We start from the raw sequence: 23616 nt of genomic DNA, 5'->3' as shown, positions 1-23616 counted from the left end.
GGCCGAGCTGGCGGTGCGGCAGGACGAGCTGGGGCGGCTGCTGCGCCGTGACGCGGCGCCGGGCGCCCTGGATGCCCGGCTGCTGGACGCCACCGGCGCGGCGTGGCGCGGCTTCACCAGCCAGGTTCCCGCCATTCTGGAACTGGCCCGTGAGAACCGCGCCGCCGAGGCGCGCGCGCGGCTGGAAGCGGAATTCGGCCGCGTCATCCAGGCCCGCGAACAGCTCCAGGCCAAGCTGGAGGAGGGCGCCCTGACCCCGGGGCAGGGTTACGGCGCCGCATGGTGGTGGCTGCTGGGCGCCACCGCGCTGGGCATGCTGGCGACCCTGTGCGTGGCCCTGGCCCTGGCTTCCGGCCTCAGCCAAGCCTTGCTGCGGCTGGCCGGCGCGGTGGACCAGATGACGCGTGGCGGCCTGGAAGCCCCGGTTGCCGGGCAGGAACGGGCGGATGAGATCGGCACGCTGGCCCGCGCGCTGGAGGTGCTGCGTGCCCGGCTGCACGATGCGGGCGCCGCTGCCCCGGGCGTGGCGGAGGGTGATGCTTCCGGCCGCGTCCTGCGGCTGGAAGAGCTAGTGCGTGGCTTTGGCGAGGATACCCGGGCCATGCTGGACGGCGTGCGGCAGGCGACCGAGCGGCTGAGCGGCACCGCCGGGCAGATGAGCCAGGCGGCCGACCAGGGCGCGCGGCTGACCGAGGCGCTGTCCAGCGCCTCCGAGGGTGCTTCCGGCAATGCGCAGACGGCGGCGGCGGCCACGGAAGAGTTGGCTTCCTCCATCGGCGAGATCACCCGGCAGGTCGGCCGCTCGGCCGAGGTCTCGCGCCGCGCGGTGGCGGAGGCCGAGCGCACGGACCGCACCGTGCGGGAACTGGCGGAAACCGCCGGCAAGATCGGCGACGTGGTGCGGCTGATCGCCGATATCGCGGGCCAGACCAATCTGCTGGCGCTGAATGCCACCATCGAGGCCGCGCGGGCCGGAGAGGCGGGCAAGGGCTTTGCCGTCGTGGCCAGCGAGGTGAAGTCGCTGGCCAGCCAGACCGCGCGGGCGACGGAGGAGATCGGCCAGCAGGTGGGCGCCATCCAGGGCGCCACCGGTCAGGCGGTGGAGGCCATCCGCGCCATCGGGCTGGTGGTGGCCGAGATCGACCAGACCGCCGCCGCCATCGCCGCCGCGGTGGAGCAGCAGGGCGCCGCGACGCAGGAGATTGCCCGCAACATCGCCGGCACGGCGGAAGCCGCCGCCGCCGTGTCGCGGGAAACCGCGGTGGTGCGGGATGCCGCCACCACCAGCGGCCGCGCGGCGCTGGAACTGCGGGACGCCTCGCGGGAGCTGAACGACCAGGCCAATGGACTGCGGGCGCGGGTGGACCGCTTCCTCAGCCTGGTACGCGCCGCCTGATCAGCGGCGCTCGTCCACCACCACGCCGTCGCGCTTCAGCGCCTCGATCTCCTCGGGCGAGAAGCCGTGGCGGGCCAGCACGGAATCGCCATGCTGGTTGAAGCGCGGCGGTGCCGAGCGGGTGCCGCCGGGGGTGCGGGAGAGCTTGATGGGCGTGCCCAGCGCGCGGAAGTCGCCCAGTTCCGTCACCATCTCGCGGTGCGCCGTATGCGGTTCGGCCAGGGCCTCGTCGATATGCAGCACCGGGCCGGCGGGCAGGCCGATGGCGAGCAATTCATCGCAGAGCGCGTGGCCGTCGCGGTGGCTCAGCTTCTCTTCCAGGATGGCGGTCAGCGCGTCGCGGTTGGTGACGCGGTCGCCATTGGTACGGAAGCGCGGGTCGGCTGGCAGGTCCGGCAGTTCCAGGAAGGCGCAGAACTTGCGGAAGGCGGGGTCATTGCCGCAGGCCACGAAGATCTGGCAGGTGGCGGTGCGGAAGGCCGAATAGGGCGAGATATTCGGGTGCGGGTTGCCTGTGGCCTTGGGCCGCTTGTTGTTCAGCAGGAAATTGGCCGCCTGCGGGTGCAGCAGGGCCATGCCGCAGTCGTGCAGCGTCATGTCCACGAACTGCCCCTGGCCGGAGCGCGCGCGTTCCTGCAGCGCCATCAGGATGCCGATGGTGGAATAAAGCCCGGTGGCGAGGTCCACGATCGGGGTCGCCATGCGGGTGGGGCCGCTGTCCGGCGTGCCGTTGATGGACATCAGCCCGACCATGGCCTGGATGATGGCGTCATAGCCCGGCAGCCCGCCGCGCGGGCCGGTGGCGCCGAAGCCGGAGACGCGGCAATGCACCAGGGAAGGGAAGCGCTGGCTCAGCACCTCCTCATAGCCCAGGCCCCATTTCTCCATGGCGCCGGGCTTGAAGTTCTCCACCAGCACGTCGGCGTCTTCCAGCAGGCGCAGCAGCACCTGCCGGCCCTCGGGTTTGGAAAGGTCGAGCGCAAGGGACTGCTTGTTGCGGTTGACGCCGATGAAGTAGCTGGCGGCGCCGCGGCTGCCATCGGGGTCGGGCAGGAAGGGAGGGCCCCATTCGCGCACCTCGTCGCCCTGCGGCGGCTCGATTTTGATGACCTCGGCGCCGTGGTCGGCCAGGATCATGGTGCAATAGGGGCCGCCCAGCACGCGGGTTAGGTCCACCACCTTCAGTCCTGCCAAGGCCCCCGGCGAGCGGGCGAGGCCCTTGCCTTCGGTTGTCATGGACGGCAGCGGGGTATCGGGCATGTCTTGGGGTCCTCCTCTGCCGCCAGCATAGAGCCATCTGCCGGACAGGCGAGGGGGGGTGGTGGAAGCCGGGCGATTTCCCGCTATCCATACGGGCATGAGCGCCGAACCGACCGTTATCCAAGGCCCCCGCATCCGCCTCCGCCCCTGGCGGGAGGAGGACCGTGAAGCCCTCGCCGCCATGAATGCCGACCCGGAGGTGATGCGGCATTTCCCGGAGCCGCTGAGCCGGGAGCAGTCCGATGCGCTGATGGACCGCATCAATGCCAGCATCGCGCAGGACGGCTTCGGCTTCTGGGCGGTGGAGCGGCACGATACGCCCGGCATCATTGGCTTCTGCGGCCTGGCGCGGGTGCGCTGGGAGGCGCGCTTCACGCCCGCGGTGGAGATCGGCTGGCGCTTCGCCACCGCGCATCAGCGCCAGGGCTATGCCGAGGAAGCGGCGCGGATCGCGCTGGCCCATGGCTTCGGCCCGCTGAAGCTGGAGGAGATCGTGGCCTTCACCCTGCCCGCCAACCTGCGCTCCTGGGGGCTGATGGAGCGGCTGGGCATGCGGCAGGATGGCGATTTCGAGCATCCCCGCCTGCCGGAAGGCCATCCGATGCGGCGGCATCTCCTCTACCGCCTCAGCCGGCGCGACTGGATCGATGCGCGGCTTGGCGGGGGATAGCCGGTTGCCAGCCGGGCGGTTTGCAACCGCAGCATCCGGGTCTATGTCGGACTGTCCAAGCCCGGAGGCCGCCCCATGCCCGTGACCCGTCAGGAATTCCGCCAAGCGATGGCCCGCCTGGGGGCGGCCGTGAATGTTATCACCAGTGCCGGGCCCGGCGGCCCGGCCGGCATGACCGCTAGTGCGGTGTGCAGCGTGACGGATGACCCCGCGACCATCCTGGTCTGCATCAACCGCAACAGCGACAACAACGCCGTCATCAAGAAAAATGGCGTGCTTTGCGTGAACGTGCTGTCCGCCGGGCAGCAGGAGGTGTCGGATGTCTTTGCCGGCGCCACTGGTTGCAGCATGCAGGAACGCTTCAAGACCGGCATCTGGGAAGCCATGGAAACCGGCTCACCTGTGCTGGTGGATGCCGCCGTGGTGCTGGATTGCGTGGTGGACGAGGTGCTGGAGAAGGGCACCCACAGCGTCTTCTTCGCGCGTATCGTGGCGCTGCGGGTGTCCGAGCCCGGTTCGGCCCTGATGTACTGGGGCCGGGGCTATCACACGCTGAACGCCAGCGCCTGAGGGCGCCGGCGCGGCCTCAGGCCGGCGCCGCGTTCGGCACCACGGCGGGCAGCTGCTTCTCGGCCGCCGGCGCCGGAGCGGCGCCGCGCTCCGGGTCAATGACCTGCCGCACCAGCGGATAGATCTCATTGGCCCAGCGGCGGCCGTTGAAGACGCCGTAATGGCCGACATCGCCTTGCAGGTGGTGGAACTTCATCTCCGCCGGCAAGCCGCTGCAAAGCGCCGCCGCCGCCTCCGTCTGCCCCACCGAGCAGATATCGTCCCGCCCGGCTTCCACCGTCAGCAGGCGGGTGGTGGTGATGGCCTCCGGCCGCACCGGGCGGCCGCGCCAGGTCATCTTGCCCGTGGCCAGGTCATGGTCCTGGAAGACGCCCTTGACGGTTTCCAGGTAGAACTCGGCGGGCAGGTCCATCACCGCCAGGTATTCGTCATAGAACTTCCGGTGCGCATCGGCGCGCATGGAGTCGCCGCCCATGATGTTGCGGTAGTAATCGACATGCGCCTTCACGTGCCGGTCCAGGTTCATGGAAACGAAGGCGCTGAGCTGGGCAATGCCAGGGTAAACGCGCCGCCCGCCGCCCTGGAAGCGCCAGGGCACGGTGTCGATCAGGTGCCGCTCGAACCAGCCGATGTCATGCTCGGTGGCGAGCTTGTTGACCTCGGTGGGGCGGATGCGGGTGTCGATGGGCCCGGCCATCAGCGTCATGCTGGCGGGGGTGGCGGGGTCCTTGCCCTCGGCCATCAGGGCCACGGCCGCCAGCACCGGCACGGCCGGCTGGCAGACCGCCAGTACATGCCCGCCGGGGCCGAGGTGGCGCTGGTAGGCGATGACGTGCTCGATGAACTCATCCATCCCGAAGCGGCCGGCGGAGGTCGGGATGTCCCGGGCATTGGCCCAGTCGGTGATATAGACGTCGTTCTCCGGCAGCAGCACCTGCACCGTGCCGCGCAGCAGGGTGGCGAAGTGGCCGGACATCGGCGCCACCACCAGGATCTTGGGCTGCGGGACCTCGACATCCTTCTTGAAGTGCAGCAACTGGCCGAAGGGGGTAGAGGCCACGACCTCCTCCTCCACCGTCACTTCCTGGTTGCCCACCATCACGGTGGTGAAGCCGAAGGGCGGACGCAGATGGGTGATGCCGGTGCTGGCCAGCAGTTCCAGCGCCGCCGTCCACTGCCGCACGCCGAATGTCTCGGGGCCCCCGTTGTCGAACTGGCGCAGCATTCCGCCCATGCCGCGCGCGGCAGCCCGGAAGGGCGCCATGAGATCGGCTTGGGTTTGGTAGAGCTGGTAATACATACGCCGGAGCCTTTCTGAGCGATCAGGGCTACCTGTCTGGCCGCTTCCTGACGCCAGGGGCGAAAGTAAACGGTATCGAGCCCCTGTCGCGAGGGAATCATCGGTCAGAAGCGTGACCGCACTGTAAATGGTGTCGACTGTGTCCTGGTTGCCGCGCCGCAGCTTTGCGCTCAGATCGCCTCTCCCGCGCACCAGCCGCTGGCCCATGCCCACTGGAAGTTGTACCCGCCCAGCCAGCCGGTGACGTCCACGGCCTCGCCCACCACGAAGAGGCCGGGCACCGCCTTGGCCTCCAGGCTGCGGGAGGAGAGGGCATTGGTATCCACCCCGCCCAGCATGACCTCGGCCTTGGCATAGCCCTCGGTGCCGGCGGGGGTGAGGGAGAGCGCCCGCAGCCGCTCGCCCACCGAGCGCAGCGCCTTGTCGGTCTGGTTGGCCATCTCGGCCGGTGGCAGCCAGGCTTCCGCCAGGGCCTGCGCCAGGCGCTGCGGCAGGAACTCGGCCAGGATCGTGCGCGGCTCGGCGCGCGGACGGGCCTTCTTGCGCTCCAGCAGCAGGGCGCTGGGGTCCTGGCCGGGCAGCAGGTCCAGCGTGATGGGCTGGCCGGGGCGCCAGTAGGAGGAAATCTGCAGGATGGCGGGCCCGGAGAGGCCGCGATGGGTGAAGAGCACCGCTTCCGGGAACTTCGTCTTGCCGCTCCGGGCCACCGCCGGCAGCGCGACGCCGGAGAGCGGGCGCATCAGGGCCAGCATCTCGCCCTCGAAGGTCAGGGGCACCAGGCCCGGGCGGGTCTCCACCAGCGGCAGGCCGAAGCGGCGGGCGAGGTCCAGCGACAGGCCGGTCGCCCCCATTTTGGGAATGGACAGCCCGCCGGTGGCCAGAACCAGCGCCGGGGCGGTGGCGGTGCCACGGGAGGTTTCCACCTGGAAGTGGTCGGGCTTGGTCACTTCAATGATGCGGGTGCCGGTGCGGATCTCCACCCCCGCCACGGCGCATTCCGCCAGCAGCATGGCCACGATGTCCCGCGCCGAATGGTCGCAGAACAACTGCCCCAGCGTCTTCTCATGGAAGGGGATGCGGTGCTTCCGCACCAGATCGATGAAATGGCGCGGCGTGTAGCGCGCCAGCGCCGAGCGGGCGAAATGCGGGTTCGCGGAGAGGAAGCGGTCCGGCACCGTGCCGGTATTGGTGAAGTTGCACCGCCCGCCGCCGGAGATGAGGATCTTGGAGCCCACCTGCGGCGCATGGTCCAGCACCAGCACCCGCCGGCCGCGTTGCCCGGCGCTGATGGCCGCCATCAACCCGGCCGCGCCGGCGCCGAGTACGATAGCGTCATAGTGATGCATGGCGGGCGGGGCTCCGGCGTCTGGCGGGGATGGGCGCGGGGGGTCTGCCCACCGTCGTTCGCCGCGTCAGCGAAGAGGGCGGAGGAACAACGGCCTAGGCGACGATGCCGCAAAAGGGTGTGAACAGGCGGCCTCTAGCGCCCCCTGCACGCCGTCGCAAGCCCGACTCGCGTCAACTGGAATATCCTCGAAATCCACAGGTTTATTCCCATATCTAGTGGTGAAACTCGCCAGAAACCCTAGATGTTGGGTGCGGGAAGCTTTAAGTGAGCCGCAACCGAGTTGCGAATCAACCAAGCGATTCGCAACTTCAGTGCGGCCTTGCACTGAACATCTTCTGAGGGCCCCGCCATGCCAGATACCCACCTCGCCGCCCGACCCATTGCCACCACCCTCCAGATCCTGCGCCGTGACGGCCGGCCCGCCTCCTTCGACCCGGGCAAGATCAGCCGCGCCATGACCAAGGCCTTCCTGGCCGTGGAGGGTGCCTCCGCCGCGGCCTCCCATCGCATCCATGAGGTGGTGGGCGAGCTGACGGAGCAGGTGGTCGCCGCCCTGACCCGCCATGGCACCCAGACGCTGCATATCGAGGATATCCAGGACCAGGTGGAGCTGGCGCTGATGCGCAACGGCCACCACAAGGTGGCCCGCGCCTATGTGCTCTACCGTGAGGAGCGGAAGCGCGAGCGCGCCGCCGCCGCGCAGGCGGCCGCCCAGGTCCCGGCCGCGCCGGTGCTGCATGTGCGCGCCGCCGATGGCACGCTGCGCCCGCTGGACGAAGCCGCGCTGGCGGCGCTGGTGGGTGAGGCCTGCGCCGGCCTGGGCGACGTGACGCCGGAGCCGGTGCTGGCCGAGGCCCGCCGTAACCTCTACGACGGCATCAGCGAGGAGGAACTGGCCCAGGCGCCGATCCTGGCCGCGCGCACGCTGATCGAGCAGGAGCCGAACTACGCCTATGTCTCCGCCCGCCTGCTGCTGGCGGTGGCGCGGCGGGAGGCGACGCAGTTCGTGCAGGGCCGGGCGGCGCAGTCCCAGGCCGAGATGACGGCGGCCTATCCCGAGTATTTCGTGGCCTATGTCGCCAAGGGCGTCGAGGTGCAGCTCCTGAACCCGGAGCTGGCGCGCTTCGACCTGAAGCGCCTGGGCGCCGCGCTGAAGCCGGAGCGGGACCTGCAGTTCCAGTACCTCGGCTTCCAGACGCTGTATGACCGCTACCTGCTGCACAGCGAAGGCACGCGCTTCGAGATGCCGCAGGCCTTCTTCATGCGCGTCGCCATGGGCCTGGCGCTGAACGAGATCGACCGCGAGGATCGGGCGATCGAATTCTACAACCTGCTGTCTTCCTTCGACTTCATGTGTTCGACGCCGACGCTCTTCAACAGCGGCACGCGGCATTCGCAGCTCTCCTCCTGCTTCCTGACCAGCGTGCCGGACGACCTCGATGGCATCTTCGCCGCCATCAAGGACAATGCCATGCTGAGCAAGTTCTCCGGCGGCATCGGCAATAGCTGGACGCGGGTGCGTGGCCTCGGCGCGCATATCCGCGGCACCAACGGGCAGAGCCAGGGCGTGGTGCCCTTCCTGAAGGTGGCCAATGACACCGCCATCGCGGTGAACCAGGGCGGCAAGCGCAAGGGCGCCGTCTGCGCCTATCTGGAAACCTGGCACATCGATGTCGAGGAATTCCTCGACCTGCGCAAGAACACTGGCGACGACCGCCGCCGCACGCATGACATGAACACGGCCAACTGGGTGCCGGACCTCTTCATGCAGCGCGTGGAGCAGGATGGCGAATGGACGCTCTTCTCCCCGGACGAGACGCCGGACCTGCACGACCTCTATGGCATCGCCTTCAAGGAAGCCTATGAGCGCTACGAGGCCAAGGCCCGCGCCGGCGAGCTGAAGGTGCATAAGACCGTGCGCGCCGTGGACCTGTGGCGCCGCATGCTGACCATGCTCTTCGAGACCGGCCATCCCTGGATGACCTTCAAGGACCCTTGCAACCTGCGCTCGCCGCAGCGGCATGCCGGCGTGGTGCATTCCTCCAACCTCTGCACCGAGATCACGCTGAACACCTCGGACAGCGAAGTGGCGGTCTGCAACCTGGGTTCCATCAACCTGGGCCAGCACGTGACGGAGAAGGGCCTGGACCGCGAGCGTCTGGCCCGCACCATCCGCACCGCCATGCGGATGCTGGACAACGTCATTGACGTGAATTTCTACACCATCCCGCAGGCGCGCCGCTCCAACCTGCGGCACCGGCCGATCGGCATGGGCCTGATGGGCTTCCAGGACGCGCTGCATGCGCTCCGCCTGCCGCTGGCCTCCGATGAAGCCGTGCGCTTCGCCGATGAGAGCATGGAGGTCATCTCCTACTACGCCATCGAGGCCTCGGTGGAGCTGGCGGCCGAGCGTGGCGCCTATGCCTCCTTCGAAGGTTCGCTCTGGAGCCAGGGCATCGTGCCGGTGGACAGCATCCGCTTCGTCTCCGAGGCGCGCGGCGAGGCGCTGGACCAGTCCGCGACGCTGGATTGGGAAGGACTGCGCGAGCGGGTGAAGACGGTCGGCATGCGCAACAGCAACACCATGGCCATCGCGCCGACGGCGACGATCTCCAACATCGTCGGCGCCACGCAGTCCATCGAGCCGACCTTCCGCAACCTCTACGTGAAGGCCAACATGTCCGGCGACTTCACGGTGGTGAACCCGTCGCTGGTGCGGGACCTGAAGGCGCGCGGGCTCTGGGACCAGGTGATGGTCTCCGACCTCAAGTACTACGACGGCAGCCTGGGCCCGATCGACCGCATCCCCGACGACCTGAAGGCGCTCTATGCCACGGCCTTCGAGGTCGACCCCTCCTGGCTGGTGGAAGCCGCGGCGCGCCGGCAGAAGTGGATCGACCAGGCGCAGTCGCTGAACCTCTACCTGGCCAACCCGAATGGCCGGAAGCTGGACCAGCTTTATCGGCTGGCCTGGAAGCGCGGCCTCAAGACCACCTATTACCTGCGCACGCAGTCCGCAACGCATGTGGAGAAGTCCACGCTCCGCAAGAGCGACGGCAAGCTGAATGCCGTGAAGCTGGAGCCCATGCCGGCGCCCGCGCCCGTCGCGCCGCAGGTCTGCTCCCTCGACGACCCCACCTGCGAAGCCTGCCAGTAAGGAAGACTGCATACCATGGACACCAATATCCTGAGCTGGGGCGGGGACGAGGCCCAGAAGCCGGTGGCGGATGCCACCGGCCTGGGCGAGATCGACCAGGGCGCCGCGCGCGTCTCGGTCGATGACAAGGCGATGATCAATTGCCGCGCCGACGTGAACCAGCTTCTGCCGCTGAAGTACCGCTGGGCCTGGGAAAAGTACCTCGCCGGTTGCAACAACCACTGGATGCCAACCGAGGTCTCCATGCAGGCGGATATCGCCCAGTGGAAGTCGCGGGACGCACTGACGGAGGATGAGCGCCGCTCGGTGAAGCGCAACCTGGGCTTCTTCGCTACCAGCGAGAGCCTTGTCGCCAACAACATCGTGCTGGCCGTCTACCGCCACCTGACCAACCCGGAATGCCGCCAGTACCTGCTGCGCCAGGCCTTCGAGGAAGCGGTGCACACGCACACCTTCCAGTACATCGTGGAAAGCCTCGGCCTGGATGAGGGCGAGCTGTTCAACATGTACCGCGAGGTGCCCTCCATCACCGCCAAGGCGGCCTGGGCGCTGAAGTACACGCAGAACCTCTCGGATTCCGCCTTCGCCACCGGCACGCCGGAGAATGACCGCGCCTTTGTGCGCGACCTCATCGCCTTCTATGTCGTCTTCGAAGGCATGTGGTTCTACACCGGCTTCGCGCAGATCCTGTCGTTGGGCCGGCGCGGCAAGATGGTGGGCATCGCCGAGCAGTACCAGTACATCCTGCGCGACGAGAGCATCCACCTGAACTTCGGCATCGATGTCATCAACCAGATCCGGGCGGAGAATCCCGGCCTCTGGACGGCGGAATTCGCCGAAGAGGTGCGCACCATGCTGCGCGAGGCCTGCGAGCTGGAAGTGGCCTATGGCCGCGACACCATGCCGCGCGGCTTCCTTGGCTTGAACGCGGCGCTTTGCGAGCAGTACATGCATTTCATCACCAACCGCCGCTGCGCGCAGCTCGGCCTCGCGCCGCTCTTCCCGGAGACGGAAAACCCCTTCCCCTGGATGTCCGAGGTGATGGACCTGAAGAAGGAAAAGAACTTCTTCGAGACGCGGGTGATCGAATACCAGAACGGCGGCGCGCTGAGCTGGGATTGATCTGAGGGCGGCTGGAACCCTTCCGCGCATGGCCCGTTCTCCCGCCTGACTGGCGGGAAGGGTTTCAGCCGTGAACAAGCTGGATGAAGGCGGGGCCTGGGACGCTGTGATCGTCGGCGGCGGCCCCGCCGGCTTGAGCGCCGCGCTTCTGCTGGGGCGGGCGCGGCGGCGGGTGCTGCTGTGTGACTCCGGCGCCTATCGCAACGCGCCATCCCGGGCCATGCACGGCTTCCTGTCGCGCGATGGCATCGGCCCGGCTGAGTTCCGCGGCAAGGCCCATGAGGAGCTCGCGGCCTATCCGGGCGTCCGGCTCCTCCGGGCCGAGGTGGTGGATGCGGCGCGGCAGGAGCAGGGCTTCACCCTCTCCCTGCGCGCCGAAGGGCAGGGCGAGCAGACCATCGAGGCACGTAGCCTGCTGCTGGCCACCGGCCTGGTGGACGAGTTGCCGGACCTGCCCGGGCTGCGCGAAGCCTATGGCCGCGATGCCTGGCACTGCCCTTACTGCGACGGCTTCGAGAATGCGGGCCGCGCCCTGGCCATTTACGGGCAGGGCATGCTGGGCGTGCGGCTGGCGCTGGAACTGCGCGGCTGGAGCGGGAACCTGACGCTTTGCACCAATGGCGTGCCCCTGGCGGCGCGGGAGCGGCGGCACCTGGCGCCGCTCGGCATCGCCCTGCGGGAAGAAGCCTTGTCGGGCCTGGAGATCGCCGAAGGCCGGTTGCGCGGCATGCGCTTCGCCGGTGGCGACATGCTGCCGGTGGAGGGGCTCTTCCTGGCCATCCCCACGCGCCAGCGCTCCGACCTCGGGCAGCGCCTGGGCTGCCAGTTGACGAAAACCGGTAGCCTTCGCGCGGACAAGCATGGCGCGACCGAGGTGCCCGGGCTGTTCGTGGCCGGCGATACTTCGCCTGGCCTGCAGATGGCCATCGTGGCGGCGGCGCAGGGCAGCGTGGCGGCCTTCACGTTGAACAGCGAACTGCTGCGCCAGGAGCTTGCGGCGGAGCGGCGCGAGCGCCCCCGGAGAAGCCAAGCCAAGGCTCGCTGAAGCCGAGTTGAACGGGCCCAGGGACTTCCTTCGCCAGATGCTGCGTTAACGCGCCATGTCCTTGCCCCTGGCTGGCGGCGAGGCCTGTGGGCTGGCCTGAAGGCTGGCACCACCCAAGCGCCCTGATGCGATGGGGGAGATGAGCATTGAGCGATGTCACTCTGGTCTGGCGCCGCCACCTGCTCCAGAGCATGGCGCTTGCTGTGCCCGCCATGGCGCTCTCGCCCCCTCTGGCACGACCGGCCGCCGCGCAGGCCGTGGCCGAGGAATGGAAGGTCCTGAAGCCGGACGAGGTTTCGCTGCTGCAACCCATCCTGTCCCGCCTGGTGCCGGCCGATGACCTCGGCCCCGGCGCGCGGGAGGCGGGGGTGGCGAATTTCATCGACCGCCAGTTGACCACCGCCTGGGCATCGGGCGACCAGTTCTACGCGCAGGAGCCCTTCCAGGCGGGCACGCCGACGCAGGGCTACCAGGACCACCGCTCCCCGGCGCAGATGCTGCGAGAAGGTTTGGCGCGCTTCGGCGAGGTGGTCGCGCAACGTGGCACGAAATTCCAGGATCTTTCGCCGGAGGAGCAGGACCGCCTGCTGACCCAGCTGGAGAAGGGCGAGTTGGACCTCTCGCCCATACCAGGGCCCTTGTTCTTCCAGACCCTGCTGGATGTCACGATGGAGGGCTTCTTCTCCGACCCCATCTATGGCGGCAACCGCGATCTGGCCGGTTGGAAGCTGGTTGGATTTCCCGGCTATTATTCCAGCTACATCGCCGAGATCGAGCGGCACAACATGCCCTTCACACGGCCGCCGCAGACGTTGGCCGACCTCGCCCATGCCCATGCCGAGGATGCCCGCCATGGCCTGCCGGCTTCCCACCAGCATGTTGGCCCGCATTCCGAAGGCCCCACCAGGGAGCCCCAGCCATGAGCCGCACCCTGCCAGGCGTGGATGTGGTGGTGATCGGCAGCGGCTGGACCGGCAGCATCATCGGCAAGGAACTGGCGGCGGCCGGGCAGCGCGTGGTGATGCTGGAACGCGGCAAGGCGCAATGGACCGCGCCCGACTTCGCAAGCCCGCAGATACATGACGAGCTGAAATACGAGCGCCGCAACGCCCTGCACCAGAACACCGCGCGCGAGACCTACACTTTCCGCAATACCAATGATCAGGTGGCGCTGCCGATGCGGCGCTGGGGCTTCGCCTACCCAGGCGACAACCTGGGTGGCGCCGGCGCGCACTGGGCCGGCGTCTGCTACCGCTTCAACGAAAGCGAGTTCCGCCTGCGCAGCCACTACACCGAGAAATACGGCGCCGGCATCATGGAGGGCCTGACCTCCCAGGACTGGCCGGTCAGCTACAATGACCTGGAGGCTTTCTACGAGAGGTTCGAGGCGCTTGCCGGCATTTCCGGCAATGCCGGTAATGTCGAGGGCCAGCCCAATGCCCCGGACGCCAATCCCTTCGACGCGCCGCGCAAGAAGAACTACCCCAATCCGCCGATGAAGGTGCCCTTCGCCGCCGCCCTGTTCGGCGAGGCCGCGGCGAGGCTCGGCTACCACCCTTACATCCAGCCCTCGGCGCTGGTGACGCGGCCCTATACCAATTCGGAAGGGCTGCCCATGAGCGCCTGTTCCTATTGCGGCTTCTGCGCGCGGCATGGCTGCGAGCATTTCGCCAAGGCCTCGCCCAATATCTGCATCCTGCCCGCAGCGCTGAAGCAGCCGAGCTTCGAGCTGCGCACCAATGCCTATGTGCTGCGCATCGAACTCTCGCCCGACAAGAAGCGCGCCACGGGCGTGACCTATGTGGACGAGACGGGCGAGGAAATCTTCCAGCCGGCGGAGATGGTCTTCTCCTGCACCTTCGCCATCAACAACGCGCGGATGCTGCTGCTCTCCGGCATCGGCACGCCCTTCGACCCCTCAAGCGGAGAAGGGCAGGTGGGGCGCAACTACACGCACCAGACCACCAGCAGCGTGCAGCTCTTCTTCCGCGAGGACTTCAACCTCAATACCTTCATGGGTTCCGGCGCCTCGGCGGTCACCATCGACGACTTCAATGCCGACAACTTCGACCATGCCGGCAAGAACTTCATCAACGGCGCCTATATCCAGATCCAGGTGAACGGCGCCGGCCCGATCAACTTCCATCCCACGCTGCCGGAGACACCCAAATGGGGCAGTGCCTGGAAGGCGGGGGCGAAGCGCTACTACAACCACTGCACGCAGATCACCATCACTGGCTCCCAGCAATCGCATCCGGGCATGTGGCTCAGCCTCGACCCCACCTACAAGGATGCCTATGGGCAGCCGCTGCTGCGCATCACCGCCGATATCCATGACAGCGACATCCGCATGTCGCAATTCGTCACGGCGCGCGGCGTGGAGATCGGGCAGCAGATGCGTGGCGTGGAGCGCGCCATCGGCAACCCCCGCAGCAAGCCCTATACCAGCACCGTCTATCAGTCCACGCACCTGACGGGCGGCACCATCATGGGCGACAGCCCGGCCAATAGCGTCGTCAACCGTTATGGCCAGAGCTGGGACGTTCCCAATGTCTTCGTGCTGGGCTCCAGCGTCTTTCCGCAGAACTCGGCCTATAACCCGACACAGACGCTGGGCGCGCTCGCCTATTTCACGGCGGAGGCGGTGAAGCGCGACTACCTGCGCGCACCCGGCCCGATGGTGCCGACATGAGCCGCGCGACCGCCATTCCCATCATCGGCGCGCTGGTGGTCGCCGTGGTGGGGGCCGGTGTGCTGGTGCGGCTGCTGGTGCATAACTCGCCGCAGGAGGCGCCGGCCCGCGCCTCGCCGCAGCCAGCGCCGCAGCCGGAATGGGCGCGGCAGGCGGTGCTGGCCAATCCCGCCGATGGCGAGGTGATCTATGTCCGGGGCGTCAACAACATTCCTTCCTGCGCCACCTGCCATGGCGAGGCCGGCATCCCGGAGGGCACATCGCCTTACCCCCGGCTGGCCGGGCAGTCGGCGGAATATGTCGCCAAGCAACTGGATGACTATGCCCGTGGCGTCCGTGTCAATGAACAGATGACGCCCATCGCCCGTGCCCTGAATGTGCAGCAGCGCGCCCAGGTGTCGCGCTACGTGACAACGCTGAAGCCGCCGGAGACGGCGCTTTCCGCCGCCGCGTTGAACGAGCGCGGGCGGCAATTGGACGAGGTGGGGGACAATGACCTCGCCATCCCCGGCTGCGGCAATTGCCACGGGCTGCGCGGGCGTGGGGAGGGCGTGATGCTGCCGCCCCTGGCCGGGCAGCCGCGCGCCTATCTCGTCTCCCAACTCAATGCCTTCCGCACGCAGCGGCGGCAGAACGACACGGTGGAGATCATGGAAGGCATCGCTTCCCGCCTTTCGCCGGAGGATATCGAGGCCCTGGCGCAGTATTTCAGCAGCCTGCGCCCGCTGCGGGCCGAGGCCGCAGCGTCGCCCTGAGCCTCAGGCCAGCGGCGCCGGGGCGCAGAAGAGTTCCTCCAGCACCAGGGGCGCGGCGCGAGGCTGGCAGAGCAGGTCGCCCTGCACCTCCTCGCAACCCAGTTCCAGCGCCGCGCGCCATTGCTGCGGGCTCTGCACCCCCACCATGTCCACCGCCATGCCCAGGCGCAGCGCCAGCCCGGCCAGGGCCCGGGCCACGCTGGCGGAAGGCTCGGTGACGACATCCCGCACCGGCGCGCCGCCCAGGCGCAGGCGGTCGAAGGGAAAGGACAGCAGGCTGGCGATGGCCGCCGCATCCGTCCCGAAATTGTCCAGCGCGACCAGGACGCCTAGCGCGCGCAGCTTGCACAGCGTGCGGGCGGCGGCACCCTGGGCCTCGTTCAGCATCGGCTCGGTGACGGAGATGCGCAGGCGGTGCGGCGCCAGCCCGGCGGCTTGCAGCGTATCCCGCACCAGGGCGGGGAACTGCGGGTCCCGCAACTGCACGGCGCTGGCGGGCACCTGCACCCGCAGCGCCGGCGGCCATTGCCGCGCGGCCTCGCAGGCCTGGCGCAGCAACAGGGCGCCCAGGGGGATGATCAGGCCGGTTCGTTCCGCCAGCGGCAGGAAGACCTCGGGCGCCACCGAGCCGGCTTCCGGGCAATTCCAGCTCGGCAGCACGGCGCAGCCCAGCATGCGGCGGTCGCGCGCCGCGTAGAAGGGCTGGAAAAGGGCGCCGATCACTTCCTCCGCCACCGCGCGGCGCAGGGCGGTCTCCAGCCCCTCGGCGGCGCGGGCGCTGACTTCCAGCGCGGCGCTGTAGAGGCAGACGCGGCCGCGCCCCTCGCGCTTGGCATGGTAGAGCGCGAGGTCCGCGCGGCGCAGCAGGGCGCCGGCATCCCGCGCATGCAGCGGCGCCAGGGCAAGCCCGGCACTGACGCCGATCACCGCCTGCCGCCCTTCCACCTCGTAGGGCAGGGCCAGGTTGCCGACGATGGCGTCGGCGGTTTCCATGGCATCGGAAACATCCTGGTCCGCCAGCATCACCGCGAATTCGTCGCCGCCCAGCCGGCCGCCGATGCTCCCGGGCGGCAGCAGGTCCCGCAGCCGCTGGGCCAGTTGCCGCAGCAGCGCGTCGCCGCTGGCATGACCCAGGCGGTCGTTGACTTCCTTGAAGTAATCGAGGTCCAGCAGCACCAGGGCGGTGCGCGGCTGCACCTCGCCCGAGGCCATCCGCGCATCCAGCCGGCTCATGAATTCCGGGCGGTTGCTGAGGCCCGTCAGCGCATCGTGGCGGGCCATGTAGTCGATGCGCGCCGCCCGCTCCTCCCGCTCCGTCACGTCACGGTCGATGCCACGATAGCCCAGCAGAGTGCCATCCTCGCCCAGCAGCGGGATGCCGCTGGTCTCCAGGATCACGATGCGGCCATCGGCGCGGCGGTTGCGGTTCAACAGGCCGGAAAAGGGCTGCTTGCCGGCGGCGATGCTGCCGAAGAGGGCGCCGATCCGCTCGGCTTCCTCTGGCAGCATGAAGTCAAAGGGCGTGTGGCCGAGCATCTGCTCCGGCGCATAGCCCAGCAATTGCCGTGAATGCTCGGAGACGAAGGTGTAGCGGCCCTGGGCATCGACCTCCCAGAGCCAGTCGCTGTTGGTGTTGATCAGCCGCTGCAGGCGGTCCCGCTCATGCGCCAGCGTCAGCCGGTCCGGCAGCTCCTCGGGCGGGGGCGGGGCGGGCGCTGCCGTGGCGGGGGTGGAGCGAAACCAGAGCCTGGAGATGGCGCGACGCAGCCAGGGTCCGGATTGTCGCACTGCCAAGCCTTGGTCGATGGGGCGGGATCGCCGAGGGTTCCCCGGCAGCAGGGAAACGCACTGGTCAGGAACAGAACGGGCCTGACGTCCGAAGAAGAAAGGATGGTGCCCAGAGCCGGAATCGAACCAGCGACACTGCGATTTTCAGTCGCATGCTCTACCAACTGAGCTATCTGGGCCCATAGCGAAGGTGGCGTTTCCGTCACCGTCTGTAGAGGAGGCGCCAATTAGACGATGGCGGCACCTCTGTCTACCCGTCTTTGCCGATTATTTCGCTGAAGCTCGCGCTTTAACCTTCCGCCTCGTCTTCCGGCTCGGCCGGGGCACCGGGAATGACGTAGCTGCCGCTCAGCCAGCGGCCGAGATCCACCTGCCGGCAACGGGCGGAGCAGAAAGGGCGGTGCTCGGGCGTGGGCGGCTTGCCGCAGATCGGGCAGGCGGCGCGGGGGGTATTGGGCTTACTCGGCATAAATATCTTCCTGTCCCGGCGGGCAGAGCGGGTCGGGCCGGAGCTGCAAGGGGCCGGCCTGCGCCGCGAAGTCCTGCAGGGCACCGGGCCATTCCCGCAAGGCGGCACAAACGGCGGGGTGGGCGCTCAGCACCAGCTTCGCGCCGGGCCGCGCCTGCCGCAGCCCCCGCCGCATCGCGGCCAGGCCGCGCGTCAGGGCAGAGGTCGGTTGGCCCAGCACCTCATGCAAGGGGGTGAGGACACGGCGGCGCTGCAACTCGATCAGCCCCAGGCCGGTGATGCCCACCACCCGCAGGTCCGGGTCGGCGGCGGCGGCTTCCTGCATGGCCGGCAGCAGCGCCTTGCGGCGGGCCATGGGCAGCCCGGCCATATCGACCAGGATGGCGCCGGCCAGATGGCGCAGGCGGATCTGCCGCGCGACCTCAAAGACCACGCGGCGGTTCAGCGCCAGATGCGCCCCGGCATCGCGCCCGCCGGCCAGGCTGCCGGCATCCACGTCGATGGCCACCAGCGCCGGCGTCGGGTGGATGCTCAGCCGGCCGCCGCCGGGCAGGGCCACATCGGGGCCGGACAGCTCCTCAAAGGCGGCTTCCACTTCGTCATCGAAGGCGGGGCTGGGGGAGAGGGTGACGCGCTCCTTGCCCAGGGCCGCGCGCAGGCGGGCGGCGGTGGTGGCACTGTCGGTCAGCAGCGGCGCGTCAGGGTATCGGGCGGCCAACCGCAGCGGCGCATCCGGCCCGCGGGAGAGCAGGCGGGGCGGGCCGCTCAAAGGCTCGGGCGAAGGGCGCATGGCCAGGCGCGGGCCTTTGCCGCCTTGGGCAGCGCGGGTGACGGCCACGCGCAGCCACTCGCCTTCGGTGCGGCCCTTGGCGCCTTCAGAGTCGGGGAGGAAGCCGGTCTCGCCACCGGCCAGGGCCACGAAGGCGCCGCCCATGGCCGGGGCGCGGGCGGCCAGGCGGCCGATATGCAGGTCGCCCAGCCCCTCCGGCCGGGCCGGGCGTTCCACGAAGGCCGCTTCCAGCCGGTCATCCAGCAGCAGCGCCGTCCGCTGCTCGCCGGGGGAGACGCTGACCAGGATCAGGGGCGCAGCCAGCCGATGCCCCGCAGGAGCTGCGCCGTCTCGAACAACGGCAGGCCGACCACATTGGAATGGCTGCCCGAGAGGAAGCGGACGAACATCTCGGCCGATTCCTGGATGGTGTAGCCGCCCGCCTTGCCGCGCCATTCGCCGGAAGCGACATAGGCGTCGATCTGCTGCTGCGTCAGGCGCTGGAAGGTGACGATGCTTTCCACCAGCCGCGTCAGCACCCGCCCATCGGGCAGGGCCAGGGCCAGGCCGGTGGTGACGCGGTGGCGGCGGCCGGAGATCAGGTCGAGGCAGGCGCGGGCCTGCTCCTCCGTCTCGGCCTTGGGCAGGATGCGGCGGCCGACGCCAACCACCGTATCGGCGGCCAGCACCAGGCAACCCGGCGCGGCGGGCACCACGGCGGCGGCCTTGGCACGCGAAAGCCGGCCGGCGAGCTGACGAGGCAACTCGTCCCTCAGCGGCGTTTCGTCGATCTCGGAAGGCAGGATGCGGTCGGGTTTGATACCGATCCGCGCCAAGAGGTCCACGCGGCGCGGGCTGCCACTGGCCAATACCAGCGGCGGGCGTTCAGCCGATGCCACGTTACTTGAAGCGGAAGGTGATGCGGCCCTTGGTCAGGTCGTAAGGCGTCATCTCAACATTCACGCGGTCGCCGGCCAGCACGCGGATGCGGTTCTTGCGCATCTTACCGCTGGTATGGGCCAGGACCATGTGCTCGTTGTCGAGCTTGACGCGGAACATCGCGTTGGGCAGCAGTTCAACGACCTGGCCGCTGAACTCGATCATATCTTCTTTCGACATCAGACCTCTATCGTCGCCGGAGCGGGAGCATTGGGGTTGGTGCCTGCCATATAGGCACGCGGTGGCGCCCGCCGCTGGCAGGTGCCGTAGAATTCACAGGCGGAACATGATGGCGCAACCGCCGCCGGTCAAGAACAGGCTCACTGTCCCAGGCGCATGGCGATGCTGCGGGCATGGGCGGTGAGGCCCTCGGCCTCCGCCAGCAGCACCGCATCGGGGCCGATGGCATGCAGCCCGGCTTCCCCCGGCTCGATCCAGGTGGTGCGCTTCAGGAAGTCGAAGACCGAGAGGCCGGAGGCGAATCGCGCCGTGCGCCCGGTGGGCAGCACATGGTTGGGGCCGGCGATATAATCGCCCAGCGCCTCCGGGCAGAAGCCGCCGAGGAAGGCGGCGCCGGCATGACGGATGCGGGCGAAGAGCGCGCGGGGCTCCGCCACCAGCAGTTCCAGATGCTCCGGCGCCAGACGGTCGCACAGCGCGGCGGCCTCATCCAGGTCGCGGGTCAGCAGGATGGCCCCGTTGCGGGCCCAGCTTTCGCCAGCGATGGCGGCGCGGGGCAGGGTCTTCAGCGCATCCTCGACCGCCTGGGCCACGGCATCGGCCATGGTGGCGCTGTCGGTGATCAGGATGGCCTGGGCGCTTTCGTCATGCTCGGCCTGGGCCAGCAGGTCCATGGCGACCCGCGCCGGGTCCTGCGCCGCATCGGCGATGACCACGACCTCGGAGGGGCCGGCGATGGAATCGATGCCGACGCGGCCGAAGACCTGCCGCTTGGCCTCGGCCACATAGGCATTGCCGGGGCCGGCCACGCGGTCCACCGGCGCGATGGAACCCGTGCCCCAGGCAAGCGCCGCAATGGCCTGGGCGCCGCCGATGCGCCAGATCTCGGTCACACCCGCGCGGCGGGCGGCCGCCAGCACCAGCGGGTTCAGCACGCCATCCGGGGTCGGGACGCACATGGCGACGCGCGCGACACCCGCCGCCCGCGCCGGAATGGCATTCATCAGCACGGAGGAGGGATAGGCCGCCTTGCCGCCCGGCACGTAGATGCCAACGGCGTCGATGGCGTTCCAACGCATGCCGAGCACCAGCCCGGCCGGGTCGTCCAACTCCAGGTCCCGCGGCAGTTGCGCGCGGTGAAAGGCCTCGATGCGGCGGGCGGCATGGTCCAGCGCCGCGATCAGCGCCGGGTCGCAGGCGGCGACGGCGGCCTCGATCTCGGCTTCCGTCACGCGGAGCGCCGCGGCGGAGGCGGGCGTCCAGCGGTCGAAGCGGCTGGTCAGGTCCAGCAGGGCGGCGTCACCCTCCTGGCGCACCTGGGCGATGATGCCTGCCACGGCGGCATCCACCCGGGCGGTGGTGTCGCGGGCCATGTCGAGCAGGGCGGAGAAGCCGGCCTCGAAGCCGGGCTCGCGCGTATCCAGCCGGATCATGCAGCCTCCAGCGCCGCGCGAAAGCGCGCCAGCCAGGCGCCGATGGCCTCCGGCTGGGTCTTCAGCGCCGTGCGGTTGACGATGAGGCGGGAGGTGACGGGGGCGATGACCTCGGTCTCCACCAGCCCATTGGCCTTCAGGGTGGAGCCGGTCTGCACCAGGTCGACGATCAGGTTGGACAGGCCCATGGCCGGGGCCAGTTCCATGGCGCCGTTCAGATGCACCACCTCGGCCTGGATGCCGCGCGCGGCGAAATGGCGGCGGGCGATGTTGGGGTATTTGGTGGCGACCCCGACGCGGGAAAGGCGGGCGCGGTCGGCCGCCGGTTGCCCAGCCGGCTCGGCCACCGAGACGCGGCACTTGCCGATGCCGAGGTCCAGCGGCGCATAGATCTCGGGATAGTCGAATTCCATCAGCACATCGGCGCCGCAGATGCCGATCTGCGCCGCGCCGAAGGCCACGAAGGTGGCGACATCGAAGGAGCGCACCCGCACCACGTCCAGCATCGGGTCGCTGGTTTCGAAGCGCAGGCGGCGGCTCTTCTCGTCATGGAAATCGGCGGCGGGGTGGATGCCGCTGCGGGCCAGGAGTGGCCCCAGTTCCTTCAGGATGCGGCCCTTGGGCAGGGCCAGGACAAGGGGAACGGCCGTGCTGGCCGGTTCCGTGCCGGTGGTGGTGAAGGGCTGGTCCATGTCGGCTCTTAGCACCGCTGTTGTTGCGGAGTCATGTCACTCGCGCAGGCGTTGGATGTCGGCGCCGACGCCGGCCAGCTTCTCGTCCACCCGCTCATAGCCCCGGTCCAGGTGATAGACGCGGTTGACCACCGTATCCCCCTGCGCCGCCAGACCCGCGATGATGAGGGAGACGGAGGCGCGCAGGTCGGTGGCCATCACCGGCGCGCCGGTGAGGCGGGAGACGCCGCGCACGATGGCGGAGGAGCCATGCGCGTTGATGCGCGCGCCCATGCGGGTCAGCTCCGGCACATGCATGAAGCGGTTCTCGAAGATCGTCTCGGTGATCATCGCCGCGCCCTCGGCCACCGACATCAGCGCCATGAACTGCGCCTGCATATCCGTGGCGAAGCCGGGGAAGGGTTCCGTGACCGCGTCCACGCCGCGCAACCCATCGACACGGGCGACGCGCAGCCCGGCATCCTCCTGCACCAGCTCCACGCCCGCCTCGCGCAGGTTGGCGGCGCAGGCGCCGAAGATCTCCAGCCGCACGCCTTCCAGCAGCACCTCGCCACCCGTGATGGCGGCGGCGCAGGCGAAGGTGCCAGCCTCGATGCGGTCGGGCAGGATGGGGTGGGTGGTGCCCTGCAGGCTGTCCACGCCCTCGATCACCAGGCGGTCGGAGCCGATGCCCTCGATCTGCGCGCCCATGGACACCAGGCAGGTGGCGAGGTCGCAGATCTCCGGCTCCCGCGCCGCGTTCACCAGGGTGGTGGTGCCACGCGCGAGGGTGGCCGCCATCAGCAGGTTCTCGGTGGCGCCCACCGAGACCTGCGGGAAGAGGATCTTGGCGCCCTTCAGGCCATCCGGCGCCGAGGCGTCGATATAGCCGGCCTCCAGGTCGATCTTCGCGCCCATGGCCTCCAGCCCCTTCAGGTGGAGGTCCACCGGGCGGGTGCCGATGGCGCAGCCGCCGGGCAGGGAGACGCGGGCCTGGCGGTAGCGCGCCAGCAGCGGCCCCAGCACCAGGATGGAGGCGCGCATCTTGCGGACGAGGTCGTAGGGCGCCTCGAAATTCGTGACCTCGCCTTCCAGGCGGATGCGCTGGCCGCGCTTGTCATGCTCCACCCGCAGCCCGTGCTGGGCCAGCAGGGCGCCCATGGTCACCACGTCCGACAGCGCGGGGGCATTGGTCAGGGTCACGCCCTGGTCGGTCAGCAGGGCTGTGGCCATCAGGGGCAGGGCGGCGTTCTTGGCACCGCCGATGGCGATATTGCCCTTGAGGGTACGGCCACCCCGGATGCGGATGCGGTCCATCGCCTTACTTCCTTACTGCCTTACAGCCGGGGCAGCGCGACGCCGCGCTGGCCCATGTATTTGCCCTTGCGGTCGGCATAGGACACGTCCGGCGGCGCCGAGCCCTGCAGGAACAGGAACTGGCAGATGCCCTCATTGGCATAGATGCGGGCCGGCAGCGGGGTGGTGTTGGAGATCTCGATCGTCACCTGCCCCTCCCATTCCGGCTCCAGCGGCGTGACATTCACGATCAGCCCGCAGCGGGCATAGGTGGACTTGCCCAGGCAGATCACCAGCACGTCCCGCGGCACGCGGAAATACTCGACCGTATGGGCCAGCACGAAGGAATTGGGCGGGATGATGCAGGTCGCCCCCTGGCGGGAGACGAAGCTGCCCTCGGCGAATTCCTTGGGGTCCACCAGCGCATTGTCCACGTTGGTGAAGATCTTGAACTCATCCGCCACGCGCGCGTCGTAGCCGTAGGAGGAAAGGCCGTAGGAGATCACGCCCTCCCGCCGCTGGTTCTCCACGAAGGGCTCGATCATGCCATGCTCGGTCGCCATCCGACGGATCCAGTGGTCGGGCATGATGGACATGGGCGTGGCTTCCGTGCGGCGGGGCGGGGAGCGCGCGACCCGGGCCCGGGCGCACGCGGAGAGGCGCCGGGGTCTAGCCCAGCGGCAGCCTTGCCGCAACCGAGGCGCGCGGCTGGTCAGCCTTGCTCGGGCGGGGAAGCGGGAGTGGGGGCGGTGGCCT

Annotated in this window: 21 protein-coding genes and 1 tRNA gene; 9 read left to right on the top strand and 13 right to left on the bottom strand. The window is 69.1% G+C overall.

Annotation, left to right across the window (positions count from 1 at the left end; genetic code table 11):
* Positions 1 to 1396 (top strand): methyl-accepting chemotaxis protein (locus IBL25_RS14365; RefSeq protein ID WP_187779230.1); only part of this gene is annotated, 1396 nt, incomplete at its 5' end.
* Here IBL25_RS14365 and IBL25_RS14360 read toward each other — a convergent pair.
* Positions 1397 to 2656 carry a CaiB/BaiF CoA transferase family protein gene (locus tag IBL25_RS14360; RefSeq protein WP_238940431.1) on the bottom strand — a complete coding sequence of 420 codons (1260 nt, stop codon included), beginning with the start codon at positions 2654 to 2656 and terminating at the stop codon, positions 1397 to 1399.
* Positions 2657 to 2753: 97 nt separating this feature from the next.
* On the opposite strand from IBL25_RS14360, the gene IBL25_RS14355 reads away from it, so the two are divergent.
* Both IBL25_RS14355 and IBL25_RS14350 read left to right on the top strand, forming a co-directional pair.
* On the top strand, positions 2754 to 3326 hold the full coding sequence (locus IBL25_RS14355; protein ID WP_187779229.1) for a GNAT family N-acetyltransferase: 573 nt from the start codon (positions 2754 to 2756) through the stop codon (positions 3324 to 3326).
* 75 nt (positions 3327 to 3401) lie between these two features.
* Positions 3402 to 3896: a flavin reductase gene (locus IBL25_RS14350; RefSeq protein ID WP_187779228.1), complete on the top strand. Its 495-nt coding sequence runs from the start codon at positions 3402 to 3404 to the stop codon at positions 3894 to 3896.
* A gap of 16 nt (positions 3897 to 3912) precedes the next feature.
* Here IBL25_RS14350 and IBL25_RS14345 read toward each other — a convergent pair whose 3' ends face one another.
* A complete protein-coding gene (locus IBL25_RS14345) occupies positions 3913 to 5196 on the bottom strand; it encodes a polyhydroxyalkanoate depolymerase (protein WP_187779227.1) in 1284 nt (427 codons plus the stop codon).
* A 170-nt stretch (positions 5197 to 5366) separates the two neighbouring features.
* Positions 5367 to 6542, bottom strand: coding sequence for a BaiN/RdsA family NAD(P)/FAD-dependent oxidoreductase (locus tag IBL25_RS14340; RefSeq protein WP_187779226.1), 1176 nt, complete (start codon positions 6540 to 6542; stop codon positions 5367 to 5369).
* A 351-nt stretch (positions 6543 to 6893) separates the two neighbouring features.
* Between IBL25_RS14340 and IBL25_RS14335 the strand changes: the two genes are divergently transcribed.
* The 6 genes from IBL25_RS14335 (at position 6894) to IBL25_RS14310 (ending at position 15315) form a co-directional block, all read left to right on the top strand.
* Positions 6894 to 9701, top strand: a complete 2808-nt coding sequence (locus IBL25_RS14335; protein ID WP_187779225.1) for a ribonucleoside-diphosphate reductase subunit alpha — start codon at positions 6894 to 6896, stop codon at positions 9699 to 9701.
* 15 nt (positions 9702 to 9716) lie between these two features.
* Positions 9717 to 10823 carry a ribonucleotide-diphosphate reductase subunit beta gene (locus IBL25_RS14330; protein ID WP_187779224.1) on the top strand — a complete coding sequence of 369 codons (1107 nt, stop codon included), beginning with the start codon at positions 9717 to 9719 and terminating at the stop codon, positions 10821 to 10823.
* Positions 10824 to 10893: 70 nt separating this feature from the next.
* A complete protein-coding gene (locus IBL25_RS14325) occupies positions 10894 to 11868 on the top strand; it encodes an NAD(P)/FAD-dependent oxidoreductase (protein ID WP_187779223.1) in 975 nt (324 codons plus the stop codon).
* A gap of 146 nt (positions 11869 to 12014) precedes the next feature.
* The gene (locus IBL25_RS14320; RefSeq protein WP_202986775.1) at positions 12015 to 12791 is read left to right on the top strand and encodes a gluconate 2-dehydrogenase subunit 3 family protein; all 777 of its coding nucleotides are present in this window, start codon (positions 12015 to 12017) and stop codon (positions 12789 to 12791) included.
* Positions 12788 to 14560 (top strand): GMC family oxidoreductase, encoded by a 1773-nt coding sequence (locus IBL25_RS14315; RefSeq protein WP_187779222.1) that lies wholly within the window; start codon positions 12788 to 12790, stop codon positions 14558 to 14560. Before IBL25_RS14320 ends, IBL25_RS14315 begins: the two co-directional genes overlap by 4 nt.
* A complete protein-coding gene (locus tag IBL25_RS14310) occupies positions 14557 to 15315 on the top strand; it encodes a c-type cytochrome (RefSeq protein ID WP_187779221.1) in 759 nt (252 codons plus the stop codon). Before IBL25_RS14315 ends, IBL25_RS14310 begins: the two co-directional genes overlap by 4 nt.
* A gap of 3 nt (positions 15316 to 15318) precedes the next feature.
* Here IBL25_RS14310 and IBL25_RS14305 read toward each other — a convergent pair whose 3' ends face one another.
* The 10 genes from IBL25_RS14305 to dcd all read right to left on the bottom strand — a co-directional run bounded on the left by IBL25_RS14305 (position 15319) and on the right by dcd (position 23456).
* Positions 15319 to 17103 carry a putative bifunctional diguanylate cyclase/phosphodiesterase gene (locus IBL25_RS14305; protein ID WP_187779220.1) on the bottom strand — a complete coding sequence of 595 codons (1785 nt, stop codon included), beginning with the start codon at positions 17101 to 17103 and terminating at the stop codon, positions 15319 to 15321.
* 103 nt (positions 17104 to 17206) lie between these two features.
* Positions 17207 to 17282 (bottom strand) — tRNA-Phe (locus IBL25_RS14300).
* A gap of 110 nt (positions 17283 to 17392) precedes the next feature.
* The gene (gene yacG, locus IBL25_RS14295; protein WP_187779219.1) at positions 17393 to 17572 is read right to left on the bottom strand and encodes a DNA gyrase inhibitor YacG; all 180 of its coding nucleotides are present in this window, start codon (positions 17570 to 17572) and stop codon (positions 17393 to 17395) included.
* Positions 17562 to 18578 (bottom strand): ribonuclease E/G, encoded by a 1017-nt coding sequence (locus IBL25_RS14290; RefSeq protein WP_367615612.1) that lies wholly within the window; start codon positions 18576 to 18578, stop codon positions 17562 to 17564. Before IBL25_RS14290 ends, yacG begins: the two co-directional genes overlap by 11 nt.
* A 71-nt stretch (positions 18579 to 18649) precedes the next feature.
* Complete coding sequence (locus IBL25_RS14285; protein WP_187779218.1) at positions 18650 to 19240, bottom strand: Maf family protein; 591 nt, start codon at positions 19238 to 19240, stop codon at positions 18650 to 18652.
* A gap of 1 nt (position 19241) precedes the next feature.
* The gene (infA, locus tag IBL25_RS14280; protein ID WP_007003972.1) at positions 19242 to 19460 is read right to left on the bottom strand and encodes a translation initiation factor IF-1; all 219 of its coding nucleotides are present in this window, start codon (positions 19458 to 19460) and stop codon (positions 19242 to 19244) included.
* A 140-nt stretch (positions 19461 to 19600) separates the two neighbouring features.
* A complete protein-coding gene (gene hisD, locus IBL25_RS14275; RefSeq protein WP_187779217.1) occupies positions 19601 to 20893 on the bottom strand; it encodes a histidinol dehydrogenase in 1293 nt (430 codons plus the stop codon).
* Positions 20890 to 21585: an ATP phosphoribosyltransferase gene (gene hisG / locus IBL25_RS14270; RefSeq protein WP_187779216.1), complete on the bottom strand. Its 696-nt coding sequence runs from the start codon at positions 21583 to 21585 to the stop codon at positions 20890 to 20892. The genes hisD and hisG overlap by 4 nt, the downstream gene beginning before the upstream one ends.
* 36 nt (positions 21586 to 21621) lie before the next feature.
* On the bottom strand, positions 21622 to 22881 hold the full coding sequence (murA, locus tag IBL25_RS14265) for a UDP-N-acetylglucosamine 1-carboxyvinyltransferase (protein ID WP_187779215.1): 1260 nt from the start codon (positions 22879 to 22881) through the stop codon (positions 21622 to 21624).
* 20 nt (positions 22882 to 22901) lie between these two features.
* Complete coding sequence (gene dcd / locus IBL25_RS14260; protein WP_187779214.1) at positions 22902 to 23456, bottom strand: dCTP deaminase; 555 nt, start codon at positions 23454 to 23456, stop codon at positions 22902 to 22904.
* Between the last annotated feature and the right edge of the window lie 160 nt (positions 23457 to 23616).

This window comes from Pseudoroseomonas ludipueritiae (genome assembly GCF_014490445.1).
In the GTDB taxonomy this organism is placed as follows: Bacteria; Pseudomonadota; Alphaproteobacteria; order Acetobacterales; family Acetobacteraceae; genus Pseudoroseomonas; species Pseudoroseomonas ludipueritiae.
The sequence above is the reverse complement of the archived record's forward strand: the minus strand, read 5'-3'. Positions and strand labels throughout refer to the sequence as shown.